This is a genomic window from Bradyrhizobium sp. SZCCHNR1053 (assembly GCF_032381235.1).
Lineage (GTDB): Bacteria > Pseudomonadota > Alphaproteobacteria > Rhizobiales > Xanthobacteraceae > Bradyrhizobium.
On record NZ_JAUHJM010000005.1, the window covers coordinates 65,136 to 88,260 of the forward strand.

Annotated in this window: 23 protein-coding genes; 4 read left to right on the plus strand and 19 right to left on the minus strand. The window is 64.9% G+C overall.

What is annotated here, in order from left to right:
* The 4 genes from QX051_RS14445 to QX051_RS14460 all read right to left on the minus strand — a co-directional run bounded on the left by QX051_RS14445 (position 1) and on the right by QX051_RS14460 (position 6,416).
* The gene (locus tag QX051_RS14445) at positions 1–1,416 is read right to left on the minus strand and encodes a hypothetical protein (protein WP_315737657.1); all 1,416 of its coding nucleotides are present in this window, start codon (positions 1,414–1,416) and stop codon (positions 1–3) included.
* Positions 1,413–5,036 (minus strand): hypothetical protein, encoded by a 3,624-nt coding sequence (locus tag QX051_RS14450; protein WP_315776589.1) that lies wholly within the window; start codon positions 5,034–5,036, stop codon positions 1,413–1,415. The genes QX051_RS14445 and QX051_RS14450 overlap by 4 nt, the downstream gene beginning before the upstream one ends.
* A 7-nt stretch (positions 5,037–5,043) precedes the next feature.
* Positions 5,044–5,796: a hypothetical protein gene (locus QX051_RS14455; protein ID WP_315737655.1), complete on the minus strand. Its 753-nt coding sequence runs from the start codon at positions 5,794–5,796 to the stop codon at positions 5,044–5,046.
* 224 nt (positions 5,797–6,020) lie between these two features.
* Positions 6,021–6,416 carry a hypothetical protein gene (locus QX051_RS14460; RefSeq protein ID WP_315737654.1) on the minus strand — a complete coding sequence of 132 codons (396 nt, stop codon included), beginning with the start codon at positions 6,414–6,416 and terminating at the stop codon, positions 6,021–6,023.
* A gap of 557 nt (positions 6,417–6,973) precedes the next feature.
* On the opposite strand from QX051_RS14460, the gene QX051_RS14465 reads away from it, so the two are divergent.
* Entirely contained in the window at positions 6,974–8,161 is a 1,188-nt protein-coding gene (locus QX051_RS14465; RefSeq protein WP_315776590.1) for an acyltransferase, read from the plus strand.
* 205 nt (positions 8,162–8,366) lie between these two features.
* Here the strand turns inward: QX051_RS14465 and QX051_RS29490 are convergent, their stop codons facing one another.
* Positions 8,367–8,606, minus strand: a complete 240-nt coding sequence (locus QX051_RS29490) for a hypothetical protein (protein ID WP_409997750.1) — start codon at positions 8,604–8,606, stop codon at positions 8,367–8,369.
* 472 nt (positions 8,607–9,078) lie between these two features.
* Here QX051_RS29490 and QX051_RS14470 point away from each other — a divergent pair, with 472 nt between their 5' ends.
* Positions 9,079–9,261 (plus strand): hypothetical protein, encoded by a 183-nt coding sequence (locus tag QX051_RS14470; protein ID WP_315771202.1) that lies wholly within the window; start codon positions 9,079–9,081, stop codon positions 9,259–9,261.
* 163 nt (positions 9,262–9,424) lie between these two features.
* Positions 9,425–9,619, plus strand: a complete 195-nt coding sequence (locus QX051_RS14475) for a hypothetical protein (RefSeq protein WP_315737652.1) — start codon at positions 9,425–9,427, stop codon at positions 9,617–9,619.
* A 63-nt stretch (positions 9,620–9,682) separates the two neighbouring features.
* Here the strand turns inward: QX051_RS14475 and QX051_RS14480 are convergent, their stop codons facing one another.
* The 4 genes from QX051_RS14480 to QX051_RS14495 form a co-directional block, all read right to left on the minus strand.
* A complete protein-coding gene (locus QX051_RS14480; protein ID WP_315737651.1) occupies positions 9,683–10,129 on the minus strand; it encodes a host attachment protein in 447 nt (148 codons plus the stop codon).
* 67 nt (positions 10,130–10,196) lie between these two features.
* Positions 10,197–10,610, minus strand: coding sequence for a DUF3775 domain-containing protein (locus QX051_RS14485; RefSeq protein ID WP_315737650.1), 414 nt, complete (start codon positions 10,608–10,610; stop codon positions 10,197–10,199).
* Positions 10,611–10,814: 204 nt separating this feature from the next.
* A complete protein-coding gene (locus QX051_RS14490) occupies positions 10,815–11,267 on the minus strand; it encodes a hypothetical protein (protein WP_315776591.1) in 453 nt (150 codons plus the stop codon).
* Positions 11,268–11,381: 114 nt separating this feature from the next.
* Positions 11,382–12,086, minus strand: coding sequence for a hypothetical protein (locus tag QX051_RS14495; RefSeq protein ID WP_315776592.1), 705 nt, complete (start codon positions 12,084–12,086; stop codon positions 11,382–11,384).
* Positions 12,087–12,307: 221 nt separating this feature from the next.
* Here QX051_RS14495 and QX051_RS14500 point away from each other — a divergent pair, with 221 nt between their 5' ends.
* Entirely contained in the window at positions 12,308–12,691 is a 384-nt protein-coding gene (locus QX051_RS14500) for a VOC family protein (protein ID WP_315776593.1), read from the plus strand.
* Positions 12,692–12,707: 16 nt separating this feature from the next.
* Here the strand turns inward: QX051_RS14500 and QX051_RS14505 are convergent, their stop codons facing one another.
* The 10 genes from QX051_RS14505 to QX051_RS14550 form a co-directional block, all read right to left on the minus strand.
* A complete protein-coding gene (locus tag QX051_RS14505) occupies positions 12,708–13,169 on the minus strand; it encodes a hypothetical protein (protein WP_409998103.1) in 462 nt (153 codons plus the stop codon).
* 145 nt (positions 13,170–13,314) lie between these two features.
* Entirely contained in the window at positions 13,315–15,996 is a 2,682-nt protein-coding gene (locus QX051_RS14510) for a PAS domain-containing protein (protein WP_315737646.1), read from the minus strand.
* A gap of 113 nt (positions 15,997–16,109) precedes the next feature.
* Positions 16,110–16,913: an NUDIX hydrolase gene (locus QX051_RS14515; protein ID WP_315776594.1), complete on the minus strand. Its 804-nt coding sequence runs from the start codon at positions 16,911–16,913 to the stop codon at positions 16,110–16,112.
* A gap of 2 nt (positions 16,914–16,915) precedes the next feature.
* Complete coding sequence (locus tag QX051_RS14520) at positions 16,916–17,869, minus strand: dihydrodipicolinate synthase family protein (RefSeq protein ID WP_315776595.1); 954 nt, start codon at positions 17,867–17,869, stop codon at positions 16,916–16,918.
* Between the two features lie 75 nt (positions 17,870–17,944).
* Positions 17,945–18,823, minus strand: a complete 879-nt coding sequence (locus tag QX051_RS14525) for an SDR family oxidoreductase (protein WP_315776596.1) — start codon at positions 18,821–18,823, stop codon at positions 17,945–17,947.
* A 140-nt stretch (positions 18,824–18,963) separates the two neighbouring features.
* Positions 18,964–19,824: a MaoC family dehydratase gene (locus QX051_RS14530; RefSeq protein WP_315776597.1), complete on the minus strand. Its 861-nt coding sequence runs from the start codon at positions 19,822–19,824 to the stop codon at positions 18,964–18,966.
* Positions 19,825–20,155: 331 nt separating this feature from the next.
* The gene (locus QX051_RS14535; RefSeq protein WP_315754283.1) at positions 20,156–20,545 is read right to left on the minus strand and encodes a Zn-ribbon domain-containing OB-fold protein; all 390 of its coding nucleotides are present in this window, start codon (positions 20,543–20,545) and stop codon (positions 20,156–20,158) included.
* A complete protein-coding gene (locus QX051_RS14540) occupies positions 20,545–21,693 on the minus strand; it encodes a thiolase domain-containing protein (protein WP_315776598.1) in 1,149 nt (382 codons plus the stop codon). Before QX051_RS14540 ends, QX051_RS14535 begins: the two co-directional genes overlap by 1 nt.
* A 587-nt stretch (positions 21,694–22,280) precedes the next feature.
* The gene (locus QX051_RS14545) at positions 22,281–22,481 is read right to left on the minus strand and encodes a hypothetical protein (protein ID WP_315776599.1); all 201 of its coding nucleotides are present in this window, start codon (positions 22,479–22,481) and stop codon (positions 22,281–22,283) included.
* A 26-nt stretch (positions 22,482–22,507) separates the two neighbouring features.
* On the minus strand, positions 22,508–23,011 hold the full coding sequence (locus QX051_RS14550) for a DUF4262 domain-containing protein (protein WP_315737639.1): 504 nt from the start codon (positions 23,009–23,011) through the stop codon (positions 22,508–22,510).
* Positions 23,012–23,125 lie beyond the last annotated feature (114 nt).

The window sequence follows — 23,125 nt, forward strand, 5'->3', positions numbered from 1 at the left end:
TCAGATGTCGGCAGAGATGCCGAAGTGATCGCTGGTGTTGCGAACGCGCCCGTAATTGCTCCAGCCGGTCAGATTTCCGGCGCCGCCGATCCCGGGATAGTTCGCCGCCGTCGGCGCGCCCGGCCACCCCATCGGCGCCGCGGTGAACTGGTGGGCCAGCGCAACCGCGCCCGGGGGAGGATTGTCCGGCGGCGCCATGACCGCGTTCATCGGCGTGCCGGTCACCGTGTTCATGATCGTGGTCTGATAGTTGTGCATGCCGTTGTGCGGCCAGACCAGGATGTTGTCGATCGAGTAGAACGGCGCAGCGACGAAGTTGGAGCCGACATAGCCGTAGCCGGGATAAAAGCTCTGCCCCGGGCCGCCGCCGTTGGACCAGAGGAATTTGGAGGCCGCCGTCTTGTCCTTGCCGCGGATATGGGTGGAGAAATAGCCCTTATACTGGTCGAGATTGACAGGAACTCCCACCGCCGTCGGACTGACGAGCAGCGTGTAGGCACCGGGCCCCCCGGTGAGCGGATTATAGAGGCCCGAGGCCGTGCCGTTGACGGCGAACAGATTGACGTTGAAATCGCCGCCGATCACCCGCGTCTCATTCACTCCCAGGGCGCCGACGATATCGTTGATCGTCGACAGCGTGGTGATGTAGTTCGCCGCCGCGGGATTGTTCGGCGGGGAATGGATGCCGAAGATGGTGAGGTCTCGCTGCACGACGCCGAGATTATCGGTCTCGGTGAACGTTGCCATGAACGGCTCGCGCAATCCGCCAAAGGCAACGGGCGCACCGAGCGTGGTCGTGAAGGCGATGCGCGCGGCGACGACGTCCTCATTGAGGCCGCCATTGTGCTGGGCGCCCGCAGGAATCTGGCGCACGCCGCCAAGCCCCGGCGGCACCAGCATTCCGTTGACGTTCACGGCACCGATAGGCACCACCATGCCATTGTACGGCGCGGCGGCGCCGCCGCCCGGCGGCACCGACAGGCCGCCATGACCGCCGGTCCAGATGTTGGGCCCGGTGAAATAGCGACGGAGGTTGCCTGCAGTGTCGGTGCGGCGATAGAGAATGCCGACCGTTTCGGCGCGCCCGCCGGTCCCGGTGTAGAGCGGCGGCACGGCGTTCCAGCCGCCTGCCACCATCGTGGCGGGGTTGTTGAGCCCGAACTGCACCATGGCGAGTGCATTGATGCCGCCGGTCTGGCTCGCCAGCGCGTTGGGCGCATTGTCGCCGGAGCTCACCTCGATGATGACGATGATGTCCGGCTGCGTGGCCGTCAGCACGGCATTGATCACCGCGCGGCGCTGGATCGCGCTCTGCATGTCGTTGAGGCCGCCATGGCCGCGCTGCCGCTTGATCGACGCGGAAAAGATCTTGTTGACCGAGAAGCTCTCGATATTCCAGAACAGGATCCGCGTCATGATGACGGCTCCTGCAGCTCGGGCTTGCGTGGGGCGAATGCGAGCGACTGCTCGTAGCCCGGATTGTCGTCGGCGACATAGGCCGCATACCAGCCGAGGCTGCCGGTGTTGTCGGGATCGCCGAACAGAAAGAACTGGATGTTGGCGGACGGCGGCAGCTTGGCGATGCCGAAAATCTTGATGGCGATATCGTCGATCCGCAGGCAGTAGAACCACTTCGGACCGTCATCAGACAGCTTGCGTCCCGATGCGGTCGGGACCGGCTGGCGCAGGATCGAGATCGCACCGACCGCAACCTTGATGACGCCCTGGATGCTGAACAGGCTGGCGCCGGGCGCCGCGCCCGGCAGGCTCATGCCGATGAAGACCGCATGCTGCGCATCCGAGCCGGTGGTGATCGGTGACCATGCCGCGAGCAGCTGCGACTGGAAGCCGACGCCCGAGGCGAGCGCCCCCGGACCGCCCAGCGTGATGTCATAGACGACGCCGAACCAGGGCCCCTCGAGTTCGGTCAGGTTGAGCTGCGACGTCACCGGCAGGAAGCCGAGATCGGACGGATTCTGATCGCCGGTCGCGTTGACGAAGCTCTTCAGCTGCAGCGCGAAGCCGCGGAACAGGCTGGTGTCGCGCATCGTCGAGCCGTTGAGATTCCAGGCCAGGTTGCCGGTCGCGACCTCGAACCGCTTGGCGCCAGGCGTCGCCTGCGGATAGGTCATTCCGACGGCGAGACCGGAGAAGGCGAGGCCGACGCCGAGCGCCGCCTCTGGCGTGTCCGGCGGACTGCCGAACGACAGCAGGTCGAGCGTCTCTCCGATGGTGCTCTGAAGCGGCGTGAAATCGAGCCGCCCCCAGACGAGGAAGTTGCTCGCCACCGTGGCGCCCTGGTCCTGGGTGCCGATCGTGTTGAACTGCACACGGTCGAAGGCGACGGCCGGCAGCACGTTCGATGGGCTGGTCAGCACGTTGGTCGTGTTCTGCTCGAAGACATAGGCGCCGCGGCCGCCCTGATCGACATAGCTGCCCTTCAGCACGATTCCCGTGAATGGCTGCGGCTTGCCGCGTGAGTACAGCCGCGACACCGGCGCGCCGAACAGCGCCGCGACCGAGAGCTGGACGTGGCTGTCGAACCGCGTCAGCCTGGCGTTCTCGAACAACGACTGCAGCTGCAGCACGGTGAAGTCGAACTCGCCGCTCATCTGCACCGCCACGGGCACGTCGGGCGCAACGCCGCTCGAGACGTTCACCGCATAGCGCGGATCTTCGTAGTCGATCAGGCCGAACAGGCTCGAGCTGCCCGAGGGCATCGTGATCCGGCCGCTCCGGCCGTCGACCGTGACGCGGCTGACGGTGAAGCCGAAATGATGGGCATTGAAGCGCGTGAAGTCGATGCCGGCGGCAAGACCCGCAATCTCCGGCGGCATGTCGCGCTGGCCGAGATCGGCGGCGAGCACGATGACGCCGGTCCAGTTCGGATCCTGGGCAATGCGCGCGAAATTCTCATAGAATGGGCCGGACGCTCCCTTCGAGCGTGCGATGGCGTCCGCAATGTAGTCCTGCAGCCATTGCGAGAGGCCGGTGTAGGACAGCGCGGCGGTGACCGTCGGTGTGCCGGGCAACAGCGAGAACTGCTCCGCGGACGTCCAACGATTGGCATTCGTGACCCGCTCCAGCAACGAGCCGGAGCAGAACTTCATGATCATCACGTTGCGGTAGGCGGTGGCCGACACGCCGGCGCCGACCGCCGCGGTCATGGTCCAGCCCGCAATGTTGACGGTATTGGCGAACTGGGCGCCGGTGCCGAACGGCTCCGGATTGACAGCGACCAGAAAGAGCTGGTTGGTCTGCAAGGCGTCCTGCATCGCCTGGGTTGGAGCAGATAGCGCGAATGGCAGGGTATTGCCGTCGCGGTCGAGCGATTGCGCCATGCTGACCTTCAGATAGGCCCCCGTCGCCGGATCGCGCTCGATGATGAAGCCCTGAGGCGTCGTCCCATCGGTGCTGGGGCCATCCGCCAGCGTGCCGTGCAACGCATGAGCCCGCGCCGCCTGCACCCGCGCCGACCACGTCTTGCTGCCATAGCCCGAGATCAGCGACTTGCGGGTTGCGGCCACGATCTGGCTCTCGAACTGGACGAGCGTCGCGCCATCGAGGCCGCTGCTCGCAGCAGCGCCATAAGGCGCCAGCGGGAACGTCTTGTCGCTGCCCTGGGCGAGCGGCATGAACGGCGGCGCGGATTGGAGTATCTCCGCATTCGCGGCGCCGGCCGCGGCCGCACCGTAGATCGCGCTGCCCTCGGGCTCGGCCAGATAGTCGACGGCCCCGCCCCCGGCGACGATGGTCACCCAGGAGGTCTGGTGGTCGTCGGTCAGGCGCGGCGCAACGGCGCCGCTCGCGGGACGGTTGAGATCCGCCGTCTCGAACGGGAACACCGGCGCGTAGCCTGGTTTCGAGGGGATCGCGTCGAGGCGATCGTTTTGTGTTGCAGGCAGGCTGACGTCGTACGCCTTGAAGCTGAGCGCTTCCGATCCGAACAGTCCGCCCATCAGCTTCGCGACCTGGCCGGCGGCGCTGCCGTCGGCACTGAGCGCGTAGTGGCCGGCCAGGCTCAGATAGGCTGTGCCGGTGTCAGCCGCGGCCGTCTTCGCGGCGCTGGTAGCAAAGGCGAAGCCCCCGGCGCCGAGCGCCGGCGCCGTATCTCCGCTGCCAGCCCCGAGCGGTGTCAGTTGCACGACACGCCCGCCGGTCGTGCGGAATTCGCTGGTCAGCGCAGGCGCCCCCTTGATGGCAAAACCCGAACGCAGATAGCCCTGTTCGAGCTGCTCTCGGCTGATCACGCGGTTGGCCGGATCGCCGAGGTCGAAAGCGCCCGCGATCGAAAGCTGCGATGGCAACGCCGCCACCGTCATGGCTGCATACTGCGCAGCTTGCAGCGACGCCGTCGCATTGTTGTTGATGACGTAGCGGACGCCCTGCCCCAAGCCCTGGCTGACGAACGCCTGTTTCGAATCGAGCAGCCCATCAAAGGTCACGCAGCCGGTGTTGGCGCCGCCGAAGGGCACGTAGGCGTAGATGCGATTATTGGAGGCCGGCGCAAGCCGAATGCCGAGCGGGTTGTCGCCCTTGCCCGCGAAGCCGATGAACGGAGGTGAACTCAGCGCCGAGCCCGACAGGCGCAGCGCCCCACCGTCAATATCGATCCGGCTCTGATCGAGGATGTAGAATTTGGCGTTGCTGGCGAACCAGAGGTTCATGTTGCCCGAGACCTGGTAGACCGGCGGCAGATTGATGAAGGAGACGCCATAGCGCTCGAAGTCGCCAAACACGACCGGATTGGCCGAGGCAAGCCAGACGACGGCGCGATTGCGCGTCGCCTTGCTGATATAGGTCCGTGCACGCTCGGCGAACCCGCCGGGATCCCGATCGAGATCGGCGGGCCGCTGTGTCGCGAACAGATAACTGCCACCGTACTTCTTCAGCGAGTCATCGTAGTTGATGAACGGTGGCAGCGACGAGCCCGCGCCGAGAAGGTAGCCGGCCCAGCCAACCGAGCCGGCAACCCTGGTCTCGTAGATCGCGGAGGAGTCGACCTGCTCGAACTGCGCTGACGCGGACGCGTCCATGCTCGTATCACCCGATCGGGAAGATGCCGAGCAAGGTGCCCGCCAGTGAATAGAGGGCGCGATCGTCGATGATGTCGCCCTTGATGATGGTCACCGTATATTGCGTCGAGCCCAGCGCCGCATATTGCACCGTAATGCCCGCCTTCCACGTCGTCGCGCCGATGGTGATATCGGCGCCGAGGACCGCGGTGATCTGCGACTGCGAGACGATCGGCGTCCAGACCGGGATTCGGCCCTGGTACTGGAACGAGACATAGGTCGTGTTGTTGGTGTCGCCGCTCGGCGTCGTCACCACGTTGCTGTTCGGACTGGTCGGGGTGTTCACCGTCGGCAGCGCCGTGAAGGCCGCGCGCGGATACTCTTCGGTCCGCGTCGCCGCGGGCGCCGCTGACTTGACGGACGAACTGATCGGGAAGATGCCGAGCGTCACGCCCTGGAGCGAGTAGAGCCCACGATCGTCCACGATCTCGCCCGAAATGATGGTCACGGTGTACTGGGTCGATCCCAGCGCCGCATACTGGACCGTGATGCCCTTGCGCCAAGTCGTTGCGCCGATCGTGATGTCGGCCCCCAAGACGACTTGAGGTTGAGCCTGCGAAACCACCGGCGTCCAGACCGGAATGCGGCCCTGATACTCGAAGACGAGCTGCGTCGTGTTGTTGGGATCGCCCGTCGGCGTCGCGACGACATCGGTGTTGGGACTCGTGGGGGTTTTTACGACGGCGGGAGCGGTGAAACGAATACCTTCACGATCAGACATGACTATCTCCTTTTGTAAAACACAGGTCGAAACCTGCAGCGCGCAGCTGCTGAGCGCAGCTGAGGCGAGTCGAAAATCAATAAACTACCAATGATCGAAATCTATCAGAGGTTGCATCGTGTAACAGAGTTCGCAGGGGCGGTCAATCGGGCCAGATCACAGTCCTGCCCCCCACGCCCGATAACATTCTGGTGTTTACATTTCACGCGAAGCCGGGCCGGCCCTCAGCGGCTGCCTTGTCTCCGAAGCATTTGCATCGCACGCTTCATCGCTGCGGACCGGGTGAACGAGCCGAGCACGATTCCGGTAAAGCTGCTCTCCTTTCCGGAATCGACGATCGCTCCTGTCATCGTGACCGTGTAGTAGGGACCCATGGGGTTCATGGTCACGGTCAGCCCCTTGCACAGGACAATGCCGGCAACAGCGACATCCTCGGCCAGCGTGACCTTCACCTCGCCAATCGACACGAGCGTCCTCCAGCACGGGATCGTACCGTTGACGAAGAAGGTCACCCAGGTGCTGTCGTTGGTGTCGAACGTTGCGGCCACCTGCGCATTGCAATTCGTCGTCAGCTGGGTGTCGACGGTTTGATCGGTGAGCTGAGATGGCGCAGCGGGCAAGGCGGCTTCCGTCCTCGTTCAAACGCTCAGCGTCATGCAAGATGACCAGCCGGAGGTGACAAATAACTAGCCGCCGTCGGTTTGCGAGTCCATTTGCAATCCGGCCGGGGCTCCGCATCCCACGCAGGTGCGACCAAGGCCCTGGCCGTAACCTCCCGCTGGCCAAGATTCCCGGCGGGGTTTCGCAACAGGCACGATCCGCTGCAAAAGCTGCTCTTCCCGGATTTCTTCAAACCTACCAGCCTGTTGCCCGCCGATCGCATGCCGCACCGGGAAACGCCTCGCCCCTTGGATGGGACGCCGCCGATGCCAAGGCTGATTTCCCTTTATTTTTCAGCTCGTTGTTGTCGACAGCAATGTGAGACGCCGCCGCGTCGGACGCCGCAAACGGCAGACGCCGGACCGATCGGGCGCAGAGTCATCTCCGGCCTGAACGCCAGAGCGTCGCTCGAGCGGGCGGCAATCCCGTCTCCGGCGGCCTGCGTCGGGTTGCCTCCGGACCCTGCTGTTTCTACAACAGCCGGAGCGCCTCCCAAGTATCAGGACCATCCCTCAAAGTGAACGAGCAACGCTTCATCGGCTCGCTGACCGGCTTACGCTTCGTCGCGGCCGCAACGGTCGCCATCGGCCACGGCGCCCCGTCGTTGGCGCAAGGCCTGCTGCCGGAGCTCATCGCTCAGGTCAGCAGCATCGGAATGACGATGTTCTTCGTGCTGAGCGGATTCGTCCTGTGGCTCAACTATGCCGCGCGCTTCCAGTCGCAACCGTTCGGAAACGCTCTTCGCGAATTTGCCATCGCGCGATTCGCCCGGCTCTACCCGATGTACGCCGTGATTGTGCTCGCGGTCGTCGCATACGTCGTGATCGCGCGAGACCTCTCCGCGCCCTCGCTCGGCTTCATCCTCACGATGACGCAAGCCTGGTTTCCCGTGCAGAACGGCACCATGCTGGTCGCGGTCGTGCCGTCGCTGCAGCACCTCTGGTCCATCAGCGTCGAGCTGTTCTTCTACCTGCTGTTTCCGTTCGTCTGCCTGCTGTTTGCAGGCGTCGCCAGGCTGCCCACGATCATCTGGATCGCGCTTGCGAACATCGTGACTTTCGCGCTGACGATCGCCGCCGCTTTCACCTTTGGCGATGCGTTGTTGCGGGCCGCCGCGCCAAGCCTCACGCAAAACGGGATGCAGTGGCTCACCTACTACTCTCCCTATCTTCACATCGCTCAGTTCCTGGCCGGCTGCCTTGCCGCCATGATCTACAAGAACCGCGCCGATGCCAGCATCGGTGACGGGGAGCGGCGCTGCGTGAGGCTCCTGTTCTGGCTTGCGCTGGTGAGCCTCATCTGTGCGCCTGTCCTGCTGTTTCTGCAGCCTCGTCTGCCCGGCTGGTCGTTCGTGATCGAACTTGCCGTACGTCTCATCGAGATCTCGGGATTCTCGATCGTCTTCGTCGCAGCCAGTCGGTACGGCCATGCCGCTTGGTTGTCGTCCAGAGCCCTGATCATTGGTGGCGAATGCAGCTATTCGATCTATCTGCTGCATCCCTTTCTCATTCGGCTTGCGATGATCGGAAAGTCAGATGCTCCCGGCGCTCTCGAGCTCGCACTGCGGCTCGGTCTGTTCGTTGCGATTGCGACGGCGGTGGCCTGGGTCACCTACATGCTCATCGAGGCGCCCTCGCGAACATGGTTACGGAGAGCCTTCCGCACCAGCGCACCGCGCGACGTGATCCATGCGACGCCGGTCTGAGCGCCGTGTCACCGGCCCGTCCGTGCTTCGCGGTGCGCCTCTACCAGCGGCTTATCCGGAGCCTTGCCGTGCCTTGAATCAGGAGCCAGACGAAGCTGCCGCCGCTAACGACAGGGCGCGACGTCCAAGGTGAACAGTCGCTGATCCCTCGCGGCAGCCGGCAGCCCGGTACACGCTGCCGCGGCGATGATCAGCCATCGCATGTTCACCTGCTGACACAGGCCCTCGCCTGTCTGCTCCATTTGAACGCGGTTCCGCATGGCGGCCTTGGCCGAGCGCCCGCAGGGCATTCGTTCCACACCGGCGCTCCCACCTCCCAGCCATTCACGACGCAGCCGCCATTGGGCGCGACGTGGCACCCTGGGCCGCAGGACTCATTGGCGACCGACCGGCCGCCTCCTGCCGCAAGGCCAGTCAGCAGCACAACCCAAAACATCAGCCTCATCGCGTTGCTCCATTGACTCCGAGGCGACGAGCCCCTGCGACCGCGCCCCAGCGGAAACCATGAACGTATCAAACCGTTCCCCCGTTGATCGCAGCCTGCTCGCGCTGAGATCTCGTCGGAGATGGTCGCCGCCAGCCTGTGACGAAACACCGCGCCGCCACCACACTCCAGCCCCACTACGCGCACGACTGCGCCATATCCGTGCACGGAAATGGGAAACCATCGTAGCGAGAAGGTTTTCACCATGTTGGGCGATGATTGCGCAGCCTGGGCGAGCGATAAGCGGAAAAATCACCTCTCCACGCCAATTTGATCGTGGTGAGCCAGCAAGGCGTTGGGGCGCGCGCGCTCAGAAACGTGACGAGCCGAACAACATCAGGAGCCGGCGGCACGAACTGCCGGTCAGCCTTGGATCGTCCGGATGCGCGCCGGACGAGCCCGTGGCGAATGCAGGGAGCGATAGATCGACATGATGGCACGAAAGCTTTCAGTCCGCGAAGTCATTGCCAGATCCTATCCCAGCTGGGACTATGCCATGGCCGACCGGTTGATCGCATGGCTCGATCATTGTGGGTACGAGATCGTGGAGAAGAAGCCGGAGCGCACCGCGGCTCCCGTGACCGACGACGCGCAGCCACACGTGATCAGCGTTTGATGAATTCTGCCCCGTTTCGCCGAGGCGCTGTGAATGATCAGCGCTCCTCAAGCGGCAGCGCTCGGGCGCCGCAGGAACCGCGCATCGCGTTCTGGGGTTCAAGATGACAAGACCAGACGCTCGACGTCTCATCGAGCACCATGAGATCAGGGAAGGATCACCAATGTCTCGCAAGCTCACGCCACGCCAGGTCATCGCACGCTCCTACCCGACCTGGGATTACGCCATGGCCGATCGCCTGATCGCCTGGCTGGATGATTGCGGCTACGAGATCGTCGAAAAAGGAGCCGCGCACCTGGACACAAGTCTGGTGCCTGCTGCGCCGGAATCGACACCGTCGCATGAAAGCACACATTGATCCCGTCGCGGTCGAAACCGCGAACGGGGCCTCCGGGCGCTCATTGGTATGAGAAAGCCGGCCTCAGGCGAGCAGCTGCTTCTCGATTTCGTAGACCGGAAGCTTGACCAGATCCTTGTGGACCTCGCCATGCAGCACCTTTCGTACCGCGTCGGAATAGTCGGCGCGGATGATCCCGAGCGCGCGCGGCGACGCCACCATCGTGACGGCTTTGGTTTCGCCCGACAGGACAGCCTGATGCAGGCGATCAGCAAGCTGCTTGAGAAAGGCGCGCTCAGCCTGATCATGCCAATCCGTCTGATCCACCGAACTCCGAGCATTGCCAAATGACTGCTGCACCGAGCCGGGCGCATCAGTGCCCTGAGCGCTCGTGCGGTCGTTCTCCTGCTCACGGACCTCTTTGGTGTGCAGGTTCGGAAACATGCTGTCACCAACGTTCTCGAGGATCAGTGCCTTGCGGCCGTCGCACACGACGATCCAATCACCGGTTCCGACCTTCAGCTTGTCCATGAGATTACTCCATCATCCGAATTGCAACGAAGAACGTGCTGGGAATCCATCGGGAGACGCCGCCCAGCTATATGCCTTCTTCGAAGTCTTCCAAGGAAAGGCCGAATTCCGAGAGAGCCTCCTCCAGATAGTCGCCAAGCATCGGAGTTTCGATCAGGTACGTCGCGGTGCGATTGTTGTGCGCCTGAGCGGCCTGCGCACGAAGCTCATCCCAATTGTCCAGCGAGCCGTCACCCCGGCCCAGCCACATCAGCGTGACCAGATCGATCTGTTCGTCGACATTGAGGCCCCTGATGAAGCTGACGAGCTCCGACCTGTCCGTGTTCAAACCTCGCCCACCGGTACCGGGCGCCGCGTCGTCATCCGCCAAATCTGCCAGCAATTCGGGTTCGGCCGCTTCCATTTCATGCTTGTGGATCTTGGTCACGACGAAGGCGACCTTCTCCGGCGAGATCGAGAGGGTGGGCGTGGTAGTCGTCATTCAGCGTCTCCTGGGTCCCCGGGCAAACGCTCCCAGGTCCCATGCAAGGGACGCTAGGCGTTCCGGAAGGAGCGCACTTTGCGCAAGATCAAGGCAGCGCGGCGGCGTGAAAAACGGCGCAGCAGCCCACGTCAGTTCGACCGCCCCCGGCGCGCGATTGCACCGGGACTGCTTGGATCGACCAGGGACTGCGGGCAATCGATACTACCAGGTCCAAGCGAAAGGGCCGACATGCGGCTGCTGCGCGACCAAGATCATCGGTCTGCCCAGATGAGCTCTTGCGACCTTTCGCTTCTTCGCCTTGCTCGTGTCGGCAATCCGCGTCGCGCGAGGCTTCTCGGCGGCCTTCACGGCCGCAACCTGCGGGTTGGCTTCGACGGCGCTCATCTGCGCGAAGGCGTCGCGGAGACCGTTCTTGGCCACTTCTGCCGGAGGCTGCTCCGCCTTCGCGAGCTTCACCGGAGCTGGCGTGGCGATCGAGGTGTCCATCACGATCCGCTCCGGCCACTTTCGCGTCGACTGAATGCGCACCGGGGGAAGATCCGACGCAGACGACAGGCTTGCAGGCAATGGCACGCTGGGAAGCACGGCATCCGCCAGGACGAGCAGCGCCAGCAGAGTTCCACCGACGAAAAGAAAGTAACGGAGAATGGGCATAATTTACCGCTCCGTCGGCACCTGCGCCGACATCCACCTAACGGAGGATCATGACAGTATGTTCCCGCGTCGAACGCTCGGGTTCAAAGACCGTGGGAGACTAGCGCGACATAATTAGATTTTGGTCGCTGCAACCAGCGCGCATTTGGCCGCGCTGACGTTAACGTTGACGAATCCGACGTGGACCGCCGCGAAGGTCTTGCGGCTGCGCGACCCGACTTGGCCGGGCACGATCCGTCGGCGGTCGGTGACGTGACTGCCGTCGCGCCGGCTGAAGGCGCAGCTGATTTCGACGTCCTTGACTGCGAAACTGTTGGCATTCCGTAGCGTGAAGGTCACCAGCGCCTTCGATCCAAGCCCGCCGCGCCGCCAGGACTGGGAACTGATCCGCAGGCCGGACAGAGCGGCCGGGTCGAGCGCAGCGGATGACACAGGCAGCATCGTCGGCGACAGACTGGCATGCGCGTCCATGACGTTCCGGCCGGAGCCGACGACCGGGGACGAATCGGGGTGCGCATTGGACCCCAGACTGGGCACCACGGACGAGAGCCCATGCGATGGCTCCGTCCCGTCTTCATCTCCTTCATACCGGCCGCTCGGGGAGGCCGATGTGACTTGCGCAAGGCGGAGGTCGGCCATCTCCTCCTCTTCGACCGACATGATCAGCCACCCGACTGCGCCGAACATGATCAGCGCGAGGATCGCCAACCCCGACACGGCGGCTCCCAAAGGGATGGACGCTCCGCCGCTTCGGCGCATGGCCAGCGACGCCGCGGCATCGGGCTTGCGACCCAGCAAACGAGAGAGACCCGCGCTCATGTCTGCACCATCGGCTGCCCGGCGGGGGCATCTGGAAGCTTCAATCGGCAAACATCGATAGGGTTGCATGCAAAGCCGACAATTGGAGGGCAGGCCCGGATACCGGTCGGTTTGCCGGCTGGCGCGGCCGGCGACGGGCCGGTAAACATCCGCTCCGCTGCCGACGCCTCAAGGAACGCCGCCGCGCCGCAAGCGGTTCACTCTTTCGAAAGATCTCGACGATGTTGAATGTCACGTGGGACCATATCCATCTGCGCAGCCCTGACCCGGAAGCCACCGCCAACTGGCTTCACGACATTCTCGGCGGCGAGATCGTCCGCAATCCCGGCCGCATCGACGTCAAGCTCGGCGGCGCCAGCGTGTTCATCGCCAAGGTCGAGCCGGGCGACGGAGTGAACGAGCCGCCGGTGCCCCCGCACCAGGGCCTCGATCATTTCGGCCTCACCGTGAAGGACATCGACGCCGCGGCCGCCGAGCTCAAGGCCAAGGGCGTCACCTTCACGACCGAGCCGACCACGGTCCGCCCCGGTGTTCGCATCTGCTTCATCCGCGGGCCCCAGGGCATTTCCATCGAGCTCCTGGAGCGCGACAAGAAATACGTCTGAGCGCCGCCCCGCTCGTCTACGTCATGCTGCCCGGCATGAAGCAGCGGATCGAGAGGCCCTGATAGCCGCGCATCGGCCACACCATGGTGCGCCCGACGCGGTTGGGCTCGGTGATGACCGCCTCGTCGGGAACGTCGAGCCATTCCCCCTCGATGCGGACGCGGTAGTGACCGCCCCTGCTCTCCCAGTCGACATCGCTGACGGCGCTGCCGTCGGCATCCGAGCAGCACGGGCCCTTGCCGCTGCGCAGGCCGTCGAACCATGCCTTGATCTCCGGCGACGAGTTCGCATACTGGCCGCGATCGCGCGCCAGTGACGGTGGCGCGGCGAGTGCGATCAGCAGCGCCGCACCGCCGACCTGGATGGGCGGCTTCCATGGAGCGACCGCCGGTCGCCTCGAACCCGTGTTGCTGATGTCGGCACGATCAGCTCGATGCGGCTCATGGCCGCGGGACACGATCCATTTGCTCATTTCCATCTGGTCCATCTGGCTCCTGCACCACCCCAGGGTGCACGGATAATGATGCATCAACTGGGCCAGATTTCGATTCGATCTCGGCTTCGTGAGAGTCAATCCGGAGTTTCACGCAGCGGCGCGGCATCCCCGCGCATTGCGGATCTCCCTACTCGGCCGCCTGCTCGAGAGGCGCGACCCGCGGCAGAATGATCTGGACGCGCGTGCCGGCGCCCGGCTCGGAGTCGAGATCAAGCCGGCCGCCGAGCCGGTTGGTCACGATGCTGTAGACGATGTGCAGGCCGAGGCCGGTGCCGCCCTGGTCGCGGCGCGTCGTGAAAAAAGGATCGAAGGCGCGGCGGCGGACGTCGAGCGACATGCCGCAGCCATTGTCGGAAAAGATGATCTCGACATTGTCGCGCCCGGACTCCCGCGCCCTGATTTCGATCACACCGCTCCTGCCATCCGGAAACGCGTGCGCGACCGCATTGAGGAAGAGATTGGTCAGAACCTGCCCATAAGGCCCGGGGTAGCTGTTCATCACCAGATCGGGCTGGCAATCCACATTCACCGTCAGGTTCTGTCTGCGCACGCCCGGGCGCAGACTCATCACCACCTGCTCGGTGAGGTCGGCGAGATCGAAGGTGCGCTTGTCGGAGTAGTTGCGGTCCGCTGCGACCTGCTTGAACGACTGGATCAGCTCGGCCGCGCGATTGAGATTTGCGACGAGCTGCCCAGCCGCACTGCGGCTCATCTCGATGAACTCGTTGAGGCTCGACCGCCGCAGTTCGCCCCGCGTGACCGCCTCGCTGAAGCGCTCGGTCTTGCGCTCGAGCGCGGAGGCGACCGTGAGGCTGATGCCGACGGGGTTGTTGACCTCATGGGCAACGCCGGCGACCATGCGCCCGAGCGCCGCGAGCTTCTCGGCTTCGATCAGCGAGGCCTGGGTCTCGCGCAGGTTCCGGAGCGCCGTCTCGGCGGCCTCCTTGGCCTTGCGCATCTCCAATTCGCTCTTCTTGCGCTCTCCAATGTCGAGCGCCACGGTGACGATCTTGTCGACCTCGCCGTCGGCATCGAGAAGCGGCAGCTTGTTGACCAGCCATTGCCGCATGACGTTGCATGAATCGAGGTATTCCTCCTCGTAGAACCCGAGGCCGGCCTTCGTCGCCAGCACGCGCTTGTCGTTCGAGTCCGTCTTGTTCGCACCGTAGCGCGACATCAGCTCGCCCGTGGTGCGGCCGAGCGCATCCTCGGGCTCGACGTTGAAGATGCCGGCCATGTAGCGGTTCATCAGGACATAGCGTAGCTCGCTATCCTTGACGTTGATCACCGCCGGCACGGTGTCGATGACCTGCTGCAGCAATCGCCGGCCTTCCGCGATCGCGTCCTCGGCGCGCTTCTGATCCGTGATATCGCGAACCACGCCTTCGTAGCGAATTACCTCGCCGTTCTCATCCCGCACCACCGTGGCGCTGTCCGAAAGCCAGCGGATCTCACCGGTGCGCCGGCGCACCTGGTATTCGAACTCGCGCACCATGCCGTCGCGCCGCATCAGCCGCTGGTAGCGTTCGCGCGCCAGGGGATGGACATAGATCGTATCCGCGATGTCGTTGACGCTCTGGATCAGCTCGCTCGCGGATTCGTAGCCCATGATGCGCGCGAGCGCCGGATTGGCATTGAGCACGAGACCACTCGGTGTGGTGACATAGATGCCGTCGATCGAAGCTTCGAACAGCTTGCGATAGCTCTCCTCGGCCAGCCGCTGCTCGGCCAGCGCGCGGACGGCCGCCTCGCGCGCCGCGTCGGCATCCTGCAAAGTCTGCCGAAAGACTTCTGCCGCCCGCGCGATGTCGCCGATCTCGTTCTGAACGTCGGTCTGCGGGATCGACGCCGCTTTTTCGCCCGCCGCCAGCGCCCGAATCGAGCGTGCGATCGAGGCCAGCGGCTTCACCGTGCGGCGCACCACGAACGAGGCAGCAAAGATGCCGATCAGAACGCCCGCCGTGCCGAAGATGATGCTCTGCCATTTCGTCTCCGCCAGCGTGCGGGCGAAGTCGCGCGACAGCACCTTGCCCTGGCTGGCACTCAAGGCGCGCAGCAGCTCCGTGACCCGGCCGATCAGCCGCCCCTCGATGCCCAGCACCTCCTTGTCGAGGCGTGCGATCTCGTCCTCGGTGCCGGCAATGGCGATGATCGCCTCGGCGTAGCGGTCCGCTGCAGCGCGCAGGGCGCTGTCCTCGATCGGCATTGCGCGCATGCTGCGGGCGGCCTGCTCGGCGCCAGCCGGGTCGCGCGCCAGCAGCGCCGCGCCGACCTGGTTCTGCACTTGGAACAAGGCCCGCGCCGTGGCGCGATCAGTCAGGCCGGCGATGGCGTCCTCGAAGCTCTCGCGCGCCGCCGGCAAACCCGACAGCAGCTCGGCACGCCGGGCGATCAGCGCGCTGATGCGATCGATGCCTTCGCGGTAATTGGCGAGCCGCTGGGCAACGCCATCGATGGTCGCCTGCTGCTCCGGTGCGAGCTGCAGGCGCGTCTTCTTCAGGAGCGCGCTGAGCTCGGTCGCCGCCTCCATGGCACGGTCGGAGCGGGAGCCGGGGTCGGTGACGAAATCGCGCGCCGCGAGCCGCAGCTCGTTCATGCGCTGGTCGATCTCCTCGGCGAGATCGCCGACGCCCTGCAGCCGCTGCAACTCGGCAAAGGTCGAATCGATGTGGCGAATGGCGATCACGCTCGCCATGCTGGTCGCGGTGATCACGGCAAGCAGCAGCAAAAAGCTGCCAAAGATCATCCGCCCGATCGTCATCGATCGGAGACTGCTGCAGGCCGTGTCGAGGTCCGGTAATCTACTCATGGGATCCGATGGTCGGAACCGCACTATATACGAGCCGCCGGGCGGCCAAATGAACATATAGAGAACAATTCTCGTCCGCGCATCATCCGCCGGACGAAAAATAGCCCGTGCGGTTAACCGGCCGCACCGAACTCGAACACCTCCCCATCATAGCCCGCCTCGCGCGGAATGCGCAGCTGGCGACCGCCCTCGGCGGTCTTGGTCATGACCGGCATCACGGTGACGACGTCCATGTTCCGCGCCGCCGCCAGGGCGTCGGCCACCGCGGGCTGCTTGCCAAGCCGGATCAGGTTGCGCGTGGTCGGGAACGGCAGCTTGAAGCGGCCATCCTCGCCGCCGGCCAGCGCCTCGCGCGGCGAGACCCAGACGGAGTCGGTCGATTCCCGGCCGTCATGGGCGCCGAGCTGGTCCGGCGGCGCGGCCGCCAGGAAGAACCAGGTGTCGAAGCGCTTCGGCATGCCCTCCGGCGTGATCCAGTGGGCGTAAGGCACGAGCGCATCGAGCGCGAGCACGAGGCCGTGAGCTTCGAGGACCTGGAAAAAGCTGATCTTGCCCTCGCACAGCGCCAGACGATGCGCCGCCTCGATCTCTCGGGCGGCCGCGGCATCGATCAGCGCGTCCGATCGGCGCAGCCGCGCCAGCAGGATGCCGCTCTCCTCGAAAGTCTCGCGCACCCCGGCGATGCGGAAGCCGAGCGCCTCGGCCTCCAGGCCGTCGTCGCCGGCATAGAGCTCCGGCCTGCCGGCGATCTCCTGATCGCCTCTGTCGACGCTGCCGCCAGGAAACACCAGGGCGCCCGAGTTGAACTCAATCTGATGGTGACGCACCATCATGAACACCTCGATTTCGCGTGCGGCCGCGCTGTCGCGCAGCAGCAGCACGGTCGAGGCGGGACGGACGGCGGCAGCGTCAGCCATAGTCACTCCGCGGCGGTGGCACGAGGTTGCAGGTTGGCGCGGGCATCATAGCGCGCCACGCGCGACAAGAGATAGTCGACCTCGGCCTTGGCCGCGGCCGTGATGCCGGAGGCCGGCTTGCGCTGGGCGCTGGAGGCAATGGCGCCGCGCTTCTGCAGCACGTATTTGCGCACGGCAAGCCCCGCCCCCGGCTGCTGCTCGTAGCGCACGAGCGGCAGATGCGCGTCGAACAGGTCGTGCGCGGCGTCGCGTTTTCCGGCCTGCGACAGCTTGACGACATCGACCAGCATTTCCGGGAAGGCATAGCCGGTCATGGCGCCGTCGGCGCCGCGCTCCATCTCGAAGTCCAGGAACAGACCGCCATTGCCGCACAGGATCGACAGCGGCTTGAGCGAGCCGTCCTTCTGGAAGCCACGCAGCGCGGAGATCTTCTCCAGGCCCGGCCAGTCCTCGTGCTTGAGCATCACGCAGGACGCGCTGTCCATGACGATCTTGCGGATCACAGCCGGCGTGAACTGGACGCTCAGCGTCAGCGGGTAATCCTGCAGCACCCACGGAATGTCCTCGCCGATGGCCTCCTGGGCCTGCTTGAAATAGCCCGTGATCTGATCATCGGTGCGCAGGCTCGGCGGCGGCGCGATCATCACGCCGGCAGCGCCCGCGTCCAGCGAGGCGCGCGCCAGCGCGCGCATGGTGGCAAAACCCGGCGCGGAGACACCGACGATGATCTGCAGGTTCTTGGCTCGCTTGGCAAAGCGCACTGCAACCTGCTCGGATTCAGCCGCATCCAGCTTCGGCGCCTCGCCCATGATGCCCAGCACCGTGATGCCGTCACAGCCGGCCTCGGCATAGAAATCGACCAGACGGTCGATCGAGGCCTCGTCGATGCGACCGTCATCATGGAACGGCGTCGGCGCGATCGCGAAGGTGCCTTTGGCGGCGGCGGTGAGCTTCATCTCGTCTGGTCTCCAATCTCTCTGGCGTCATTCCGGACGCGCCAAGCGCAGGCCCGAAATGACGTCCTGAATACATCAAAACCGCCGTGCGGACTTGGCTATATCGGCCTCCGAAAAGAATATCTCCTCTGCGTGCGCGGCGATGTCCTGGGCGTTCCAAGCCGAGGACGGTGGCTTCCAGCCCTCCATCTCCATCATCCGCATCTCACGGACGCCGCGCGCGGCGGACACGCCGAGCACCTTGCCGGTCTGATCCCCCGAGAGTCTGCTGACCATGTAGAGCACGGCTGGCGCGATGCCCTCGGGCGTCAGCGCCGCGTCCGGGTTCTCCTTGTAGCGCGGCAGGTCCGCGGTCATGCGTGTCAGCGCGCCCGGCGCGAGCGTCCACACCCGGATGTTGTACTTGCGGCCCTCGATCGCCAGCACGTTGGACAGGCCCCAGATACCGCCCTTGGCGGCGCCGTAATTGGACTGGCCGAAATTGCCGATCAGGCCCGAGGTCGAGGAGGTGTTGACGATGGCGCCGCCGCCATTGTCACGCATCCAGCGGAACACCGGCAAGGTGCAGCAGAAGGTACCCTTGAGGTGCACCTGGATCACCTTGTCCCAGTCGGCCTCGCTCGACTTGGCGAAGGTCTGGTCGCGCAGGATGCCGGCATTGTTGATGAGGATGTCGGCGCGGCCGAAATGGCGGATGGCGTCGTCGAACACCGATTGCCCACCGGCCATGGTCGAGATGTCGGCGCCGTTGGCGACCGCGCGCCCGCCCTCGGCCTCGATCGCGGCGACCACCTGCTCGGCCATCGACAGGTCGGAGCCGGAGCCGTCACGCGGGCCGCCGCGATCGTTGACGACGACCGCCGCGCCCTCGCGCGCGAACAGTCTTGCGTAGGCCTCGCCGAGACCGCCACCTGCGCCGGTGATCAGCGCCACCTTGCCGTCGAGCAGTCCCATGGGTATCTCCTCCGCTGTCTTCTTTGCTTTTGTTCGTCATGGCCGGGCTTGACCCGGCCATCCATCTTCGGAAGCGGATGGATGCCCGGGTCAAGCCCGGGCATGACGACAACGAACAGACGTGTCTCACATGGCAAGTATCAACCCAGCACCGTCTTGCCGTTCTTGATCACGGTGACGTTGCGCGCGGTGACCCGCGCCTCGAACGAGATCACGTCGCCGTCCTTCCAGAGATCGACCGTCACGGTCTCGCCGGGAAACACCGGCGAGGAGAACCGCGCGGCGTGCTGCCGGAACGCCGAGGCGTCGTAGTCGGCATAGGTCTGCAGCACGGCGCGGCAGGTGAGACCGTAGGTGCACATGCCGTGCAGGATCGGCCGCGGGAAGCCGGCGCGGCGCGCGAATTCGGGGTCCGAATGCAGCGGATTGCGGTCGCCGCACAGGCGGTAGATCAGCGCCTGGTCCGGCCGCGTGGAAATGTCGACGCTGCGATCGGGCGCGCGCGACGGCACCGGATGCGGCTCGGGGATGCCCCCGGACGGGCCGCCGAAGCCGCCATCGCCGCGGGCGAAGCGCGAGGCCACCAGGGTCGCCAACGGGGCGCCGCTCTCGTCGCGCAGGATCGTCTGATGGCGAATGACGGCGCCCTTGTCCTTACCCTTGTCGGACACCGCGAGCACGGAGGAGTCGGCCGTGATCTTCGCGGCCGTCGCCAGCGGCTGGTGAAAGGTGATGTCGCGCTCGCCGTCGACCACCAGCACCCGGTTGAGCTTCATGTCGCCAGGGCCCGAACCCCAGGCGGCGACGGAGGCAAAGGTCGGCACCACCTTCAGCGGCCGCGGCTCGGCGGTGGCCTCGTTGACGAAGGCGAGCTCCCTCTCGTCCATCGGATCGGCGCCCATGCCGATGCCATAGGCGTACAGCATCACCTCGCGATCGCTATAGGCATATGGCTGCCCGATCGCCTTCATCGCCATCAGCTCATCGTAGTTGATCGGCATGTTGTTGGTGTCCTCCCCGAAACGCGTTCCTTGTAGGGTGGGCAAAGCGAAGCGTGCCCACCGCCTCTTCGTCTGGCAACGGTGGGCACGGCGCTCCGCGCCTTTGCCCACCCTACGCGCTTGTCGTTGCGCGGCGCCCATTGCTGCGCCCTCTCCCCCAAGCGAAGCGGAGCCTCGCAAGGGCGGGTGAGGGCTCCGCCGACGTCAGCCCCACACTCACTCGGTCGTCATTGCGAGGAGCGCAGCGACGAAGCAATCCAGAGTCTTGGAAATAGCCCTGGATTGCTTCGCTTCGCTCGCAATGACGTCCACCGGCATTGTTGCTCCTCAACTACACCGGCGTGAAGAACGGCAACGGGGCGCCGTCGGTCGGCTTGAACACCACCCTCACCTTCTGGCCGATCTTCAGGCTGTCGAAATCGCAGTCGACGAAATTGGTCTGCAGCGATGGGCCTTCCTTCAACGTGACGTAGCCGATCGCGTAAGGGCCGGTCGGCGACTTGCGCATGATCGAGAATGTGTAGATCTCGCCTTCGCCTGCGCTTTGCTCCCACACCGTCTGGTCGGAGAAGCAGAACGGGCAGATCGAGCGCGGAAAATAATGCGCCTCGCCGCAGGCAGTGCAGCGCTTGATCATGAACCTGCCCTCGGCGGCGGCATCCCAGAACGCCTTGGTCTCGGGATTGGTGACGGGGGCCGGCAGCTTCTTCTGATCAGACATCACACGCGCTCCAGAATGCAGGTCGAGGCGGCGTGGCGCACGCCGAGCAGGCCGCCGGTGCCATGGGCGATGGCGAGATCGCAGTTTGGCACCTGCACCTTGGGATGGGCTTCGCCGCGCAGCTGGCGCACGGCCTCGATCACCTTGGTCATGCCGCCGCGGTTGACGGGATGGTTGCTGCAGAGGCCGCCGCCATCGGTGTTGAACGGCAGCTTGCCGACGCCGGAGATGAGATTGCCGTCGGCGACGAACTTGCCGCCCTCGCCCTTCTTGCAGAAGCCGAGATCCTCGAGCTGCATCAGCACGGTGATGGTGAAGCTGTCATAGATCGAGGCGTACTTGATGTCCTTTGGCGTTACGCCCGCTTCCTCGAAGGCGCGCGGGCCGGACCACACGCCGGCGGAATAAGTGAGATCGAGGTCCTTGCCGCCACGCGGCCCCTTCATCGCCTCGCCATGGCCGATCAGGCGGACCAGCGGCTTCTTCAGGCTCCTGGCAATCTCCGGCGTGGTCACGATCAGCGCGCCGCCGCCATCGGTGACGACGCAGCAATCCATGCGATGCAAGGGATCGGAGATCATCGGCGAGTTGATGACGTCCTCGACGGTGACGACCTCCTTCAGCATCGCGTGCGGATTGTACTGCGCGTGATGCGAGGCTGCGACCTTGATCCAGGCGAGCTGCTCCGACGTGGTGCCGTAGTCGTGCATGTGGCGCATCGCGCACATGCCATAGGCGTTGTGCGTGGTGGCGCCATAGGCCACCTCGAAGTCGGCCTCGGCGCCGGCGGCGCGCGGCGGCATCGGCCCGGTGCGCGGCTTGCCGGCCAAGGTGATCAGCGCGATCGAGCATTTGCCGGCGGCGATGGCTTCCGCCGCATGGCCGACATGAATCAGATAGGAGCAGCCGCCGGTCTCGGTGGAATCGATGTGCCGCACCTTCAGTCCGAGATAGTCGACCATCGGCCAGGCGCCGCCAGGCGCATCGCCGGCGCAGAAATAGCCGTCGACATCCCGCACGCTGAGCCCGGCATCCTCGAGCGCGCCCTTGGCGACCTCGGCATGCAGCTGCGCCGTGGATTTGTCCGGTGCATGCCGGGTCGGATGCTCGTAGATCCCGGCAATGTAGGCCTTGCCCTTGATGGTCAATTCCGTCTCCGCTGCTCGTCGTTTCGTCCCGAATGGTTGGAGATTTTCTGGACCGTTGCATGAGGGTTGGCAAGCGTGGAAAATATTCCGCGAGGTGGAGATGAGCCGTGGTCTTGCCCTTCACTCCGCTGTCGTCCCGGGCTTGACCCGGGACCCATACCCACCGGCCAATGTTGGTAAGGACGATGGTCGACCAGCGTGCGCGACAACTTCTCCCTGTGGATATGGGTCCCGGGTCAAGCCCGGGACGACAGCGGTGATGACGCGCGATCGTGCCCATATCGAACTACGCACGACATCGCATTCCCGCGGCAGACACTGCCCGGGTGATGCTGGTCTCGCTCACCCTCATCAAGTCGGAGGGCGCAGGGAAGGCCAGGCGTCGGCTGACGCCTGCGGCCCGCCTGCGAAAAAAATGCAGGCGGCAGGTACCACAGGTGCAGCCGGAAAACGCCCGGCCTTCCCTGCGCGATGGTCTTCACGCTTATACGCAGTCTGCTTGGTGCACCGGGCTTGTTGGCCACCATGCGCACAATGCTTGCGCATTGCGCGGGACACCAGCATCGGGGTGTCAGCACGCTGCGACTTCACGTCCGCGCCATGCCGTTCGTCCGCGCATCCGTGAGGACACGCTGCGGCACGTCGCGGCCACCGCTCCCCGCCTCGCGTGTCGTGACGATCGCGCGCAACGCCCCTCCGAAGTGAGGCGGGATGCGCTCATCAAAGCACAATTTCTGAATTTCGTAAAGATAAATCTGCCTGACGGGCATTCTGCGCATGGCGCCCATGCCGCGAGTCTTGCCGACGGCTCCCGCTAGCGAGCGCAGAGGCCGAACCAATTGCCCTCGGTGAGATCGGGCTGGGCCGCCCGGATGTCGATCGATATCTGGGGCGACCATGGAAAGTGTCCATCACGATCGGGATAGAGCAACTGCAGACATTCGAAACGGTCACCGCCATAGAACCAGCGGCTCCACCCGAGGTGATCGCGATAGTGCCGTTGGGCGACCGGGAGCAGCACGGCAGGTGCATTCTCGAAGACATCGCCCGTCTCGCTGCCGACAGGCATCCGCCGTCCAGCTTGGAGCTCGCGATACAGATGCCAGAACGTGTCATGCGCGGTCTGCCCGGGCAGCGAGAAAACGATCAACTCAGGATGACCGAACTTCAACCAGAACCCGGTCGTATAAGCGAACCCCGGTCCCTCATCGTCCGCTGCGATAGAGGTCGTGGCCCAGCCGTGCTGACGAATCCTGGCAACGAACGTCCGGTCTCCGTCGTCGAGCTTCTCCGGATCAGCGTCGAGCGCCGTGTACATAGGTCGTGCGTCCTCCATCCCATCAATCGCGATATCACGGAATACTCTTCCTGGTCATCCACGAGCGCTCATACCATGCGACCGGCGCAACGGAACGAACCGCGTGACCGGCCG

Excerpts from the sequence above, each read along its gene's own strand:
- QX051_RS14485 (WP_315737650.1), bottom strand. The coding sequence starts at position 10,610 with ATGACGACTACCACGCCCACCCTCTCGATCTCGCCGGAGAAGGTCGCC.
- QX051_RS14490 (WP_315776591.1), bottom strand. The coding sequence starts at position 11,267 with ATGCCCATTCTCCGTTACTTTCTTTTCGTCGGTGGAACTCTGCTGGCG.
- QX051_RS14525 (WP_315776596.1), bottom strand. The coding sequence starts at position 18,823 with ATGGGACTGCTCGACGGCAAGGTGGCGCTGATCACCGGCGCAGGTGGC.
- QX051_RS14505 (WP_409998103.1), bottom strand. The coding sequence starts at position 13,169 with ATGGAAATGAGCAAATGGATCGTGTCCCGCGGCCATGAGCCGCATCGA.
- QX051_RS14520 (WP_315776595.1), bottom strand. The coding sequence starts at position 17,869 with ATGAAGCTCACCGCCGCCGCCAAAGGCACCTTCGCGATCGCGCCGACG.
- QX051_RS14470 (WP_315771202.1), top strand. The coding sequence starts at position 9,079 with ATGGCACGAAAGCTTTCAGTCCGCGAAGTCATTGCCAGATCCTATCCC.
- QX051_RS14510 (WP_315737646.1), bottom strand. The coding sequence starts at position 15,996 with ATGAGTAGATTACCGGACCTCGACACGGCCTGCAGCAGTCTCCGATCG.
- QX051_RS14445 (WP_315737657.1), bottom strand. The coding sequence starts at position 1,416 with ATGACGCGGATCCTGTTCTGGAATATCGAGAGCTTCTCGGTCAACAAG.
- QX051_RS14550 (WP_315737639.1), bottom strand. The coding sequence starts at position 23,011 with ATGTACACGGCGCTCGACGCTGATCCGGAGAAGCTCGACGACGGAGAC.
- QX051_RS14545 (WP_315776599.1), bottom strand. The coding sequence starts at position 22,481 with ATGGGCGCCATGCGCAGAATGCCCGTCAGGCAGATTTATCTTTACGAA.
- QX051_RS14455 (WP_315737655.1), bottom strand. The coding sequence starts at position 5,796 with ATGTCTGATCGTGAAGGTATTCGTTTCACCGCTCCCGCCGTCGTAAAA.
- QX051_RS14495 (WP_315776592.1), bottom strand. The coding sequence starts at position 12,086 with ATGAGCGCGGGTCTCTCTCGTTTGCTGGGTCGCAAGCCCGATGCCGCG.
- QX051_RS14515 (WP_315776594.1), bottom strand. The coding sequence starts at position 16,913 with ATGGCTGACGCTGCCGCCGTCCGTCCCGCCTCGACCGTGCTGCTGCTG.
- QX051_RS14535 (WP_315754283.1), bottom strand. The coding sequence starts at position 20,545 with ATGTCTGATCAGAAGAAGCTGCCGGCCCCCGTCACCAATCCCGAGACC.
- QX051_RS14530 (WP_315776597.1), bottom strand. The coding sequence starts at position 19,824 with ATGCCGATCAACTACGATGAGCTGATGGCGATGAAGGCGATCGGGCAG.
- QX051_RS14500 (WP_315776593.1), top strand. The coding sequence starts at position 12,308 with ATGTTGAATGTCACGTGGGACCATATCCATCTGCGCAGCCCTGACCCG.
- QX051_RS14450 (WP_315776589.1), bottom strand. The coding sequence starts at position 5,036 with ATGGACGCGTCCGCGTCAGCGCAGTTCGAGCAGGTCGACTCCTCCGCG.
- QX051_RS14480 (WP_315737651.1), bottom strand. The coding sequence starts at position 10,129 with ATGGACAAGCTGAAGGTCGGAACCGGTGATTGGATCGTCGTGTGCGAC.
- QX051_RS14475 (WP_315737652.1), top strand. The coding sequence starts at position 9,425 with ATGTCTCGCAAGCTCACGCCACGCCAGGTCATCGCACGCTCCTACCCG.
- QX051_RS29490 (WP_409997750.1), bottom strand. The coding sequence starts at position 8,606 with ATGAGGCTGATGTTTTGGGTTGTGCTGCTGACTGGCCTTGCGGCAGGA.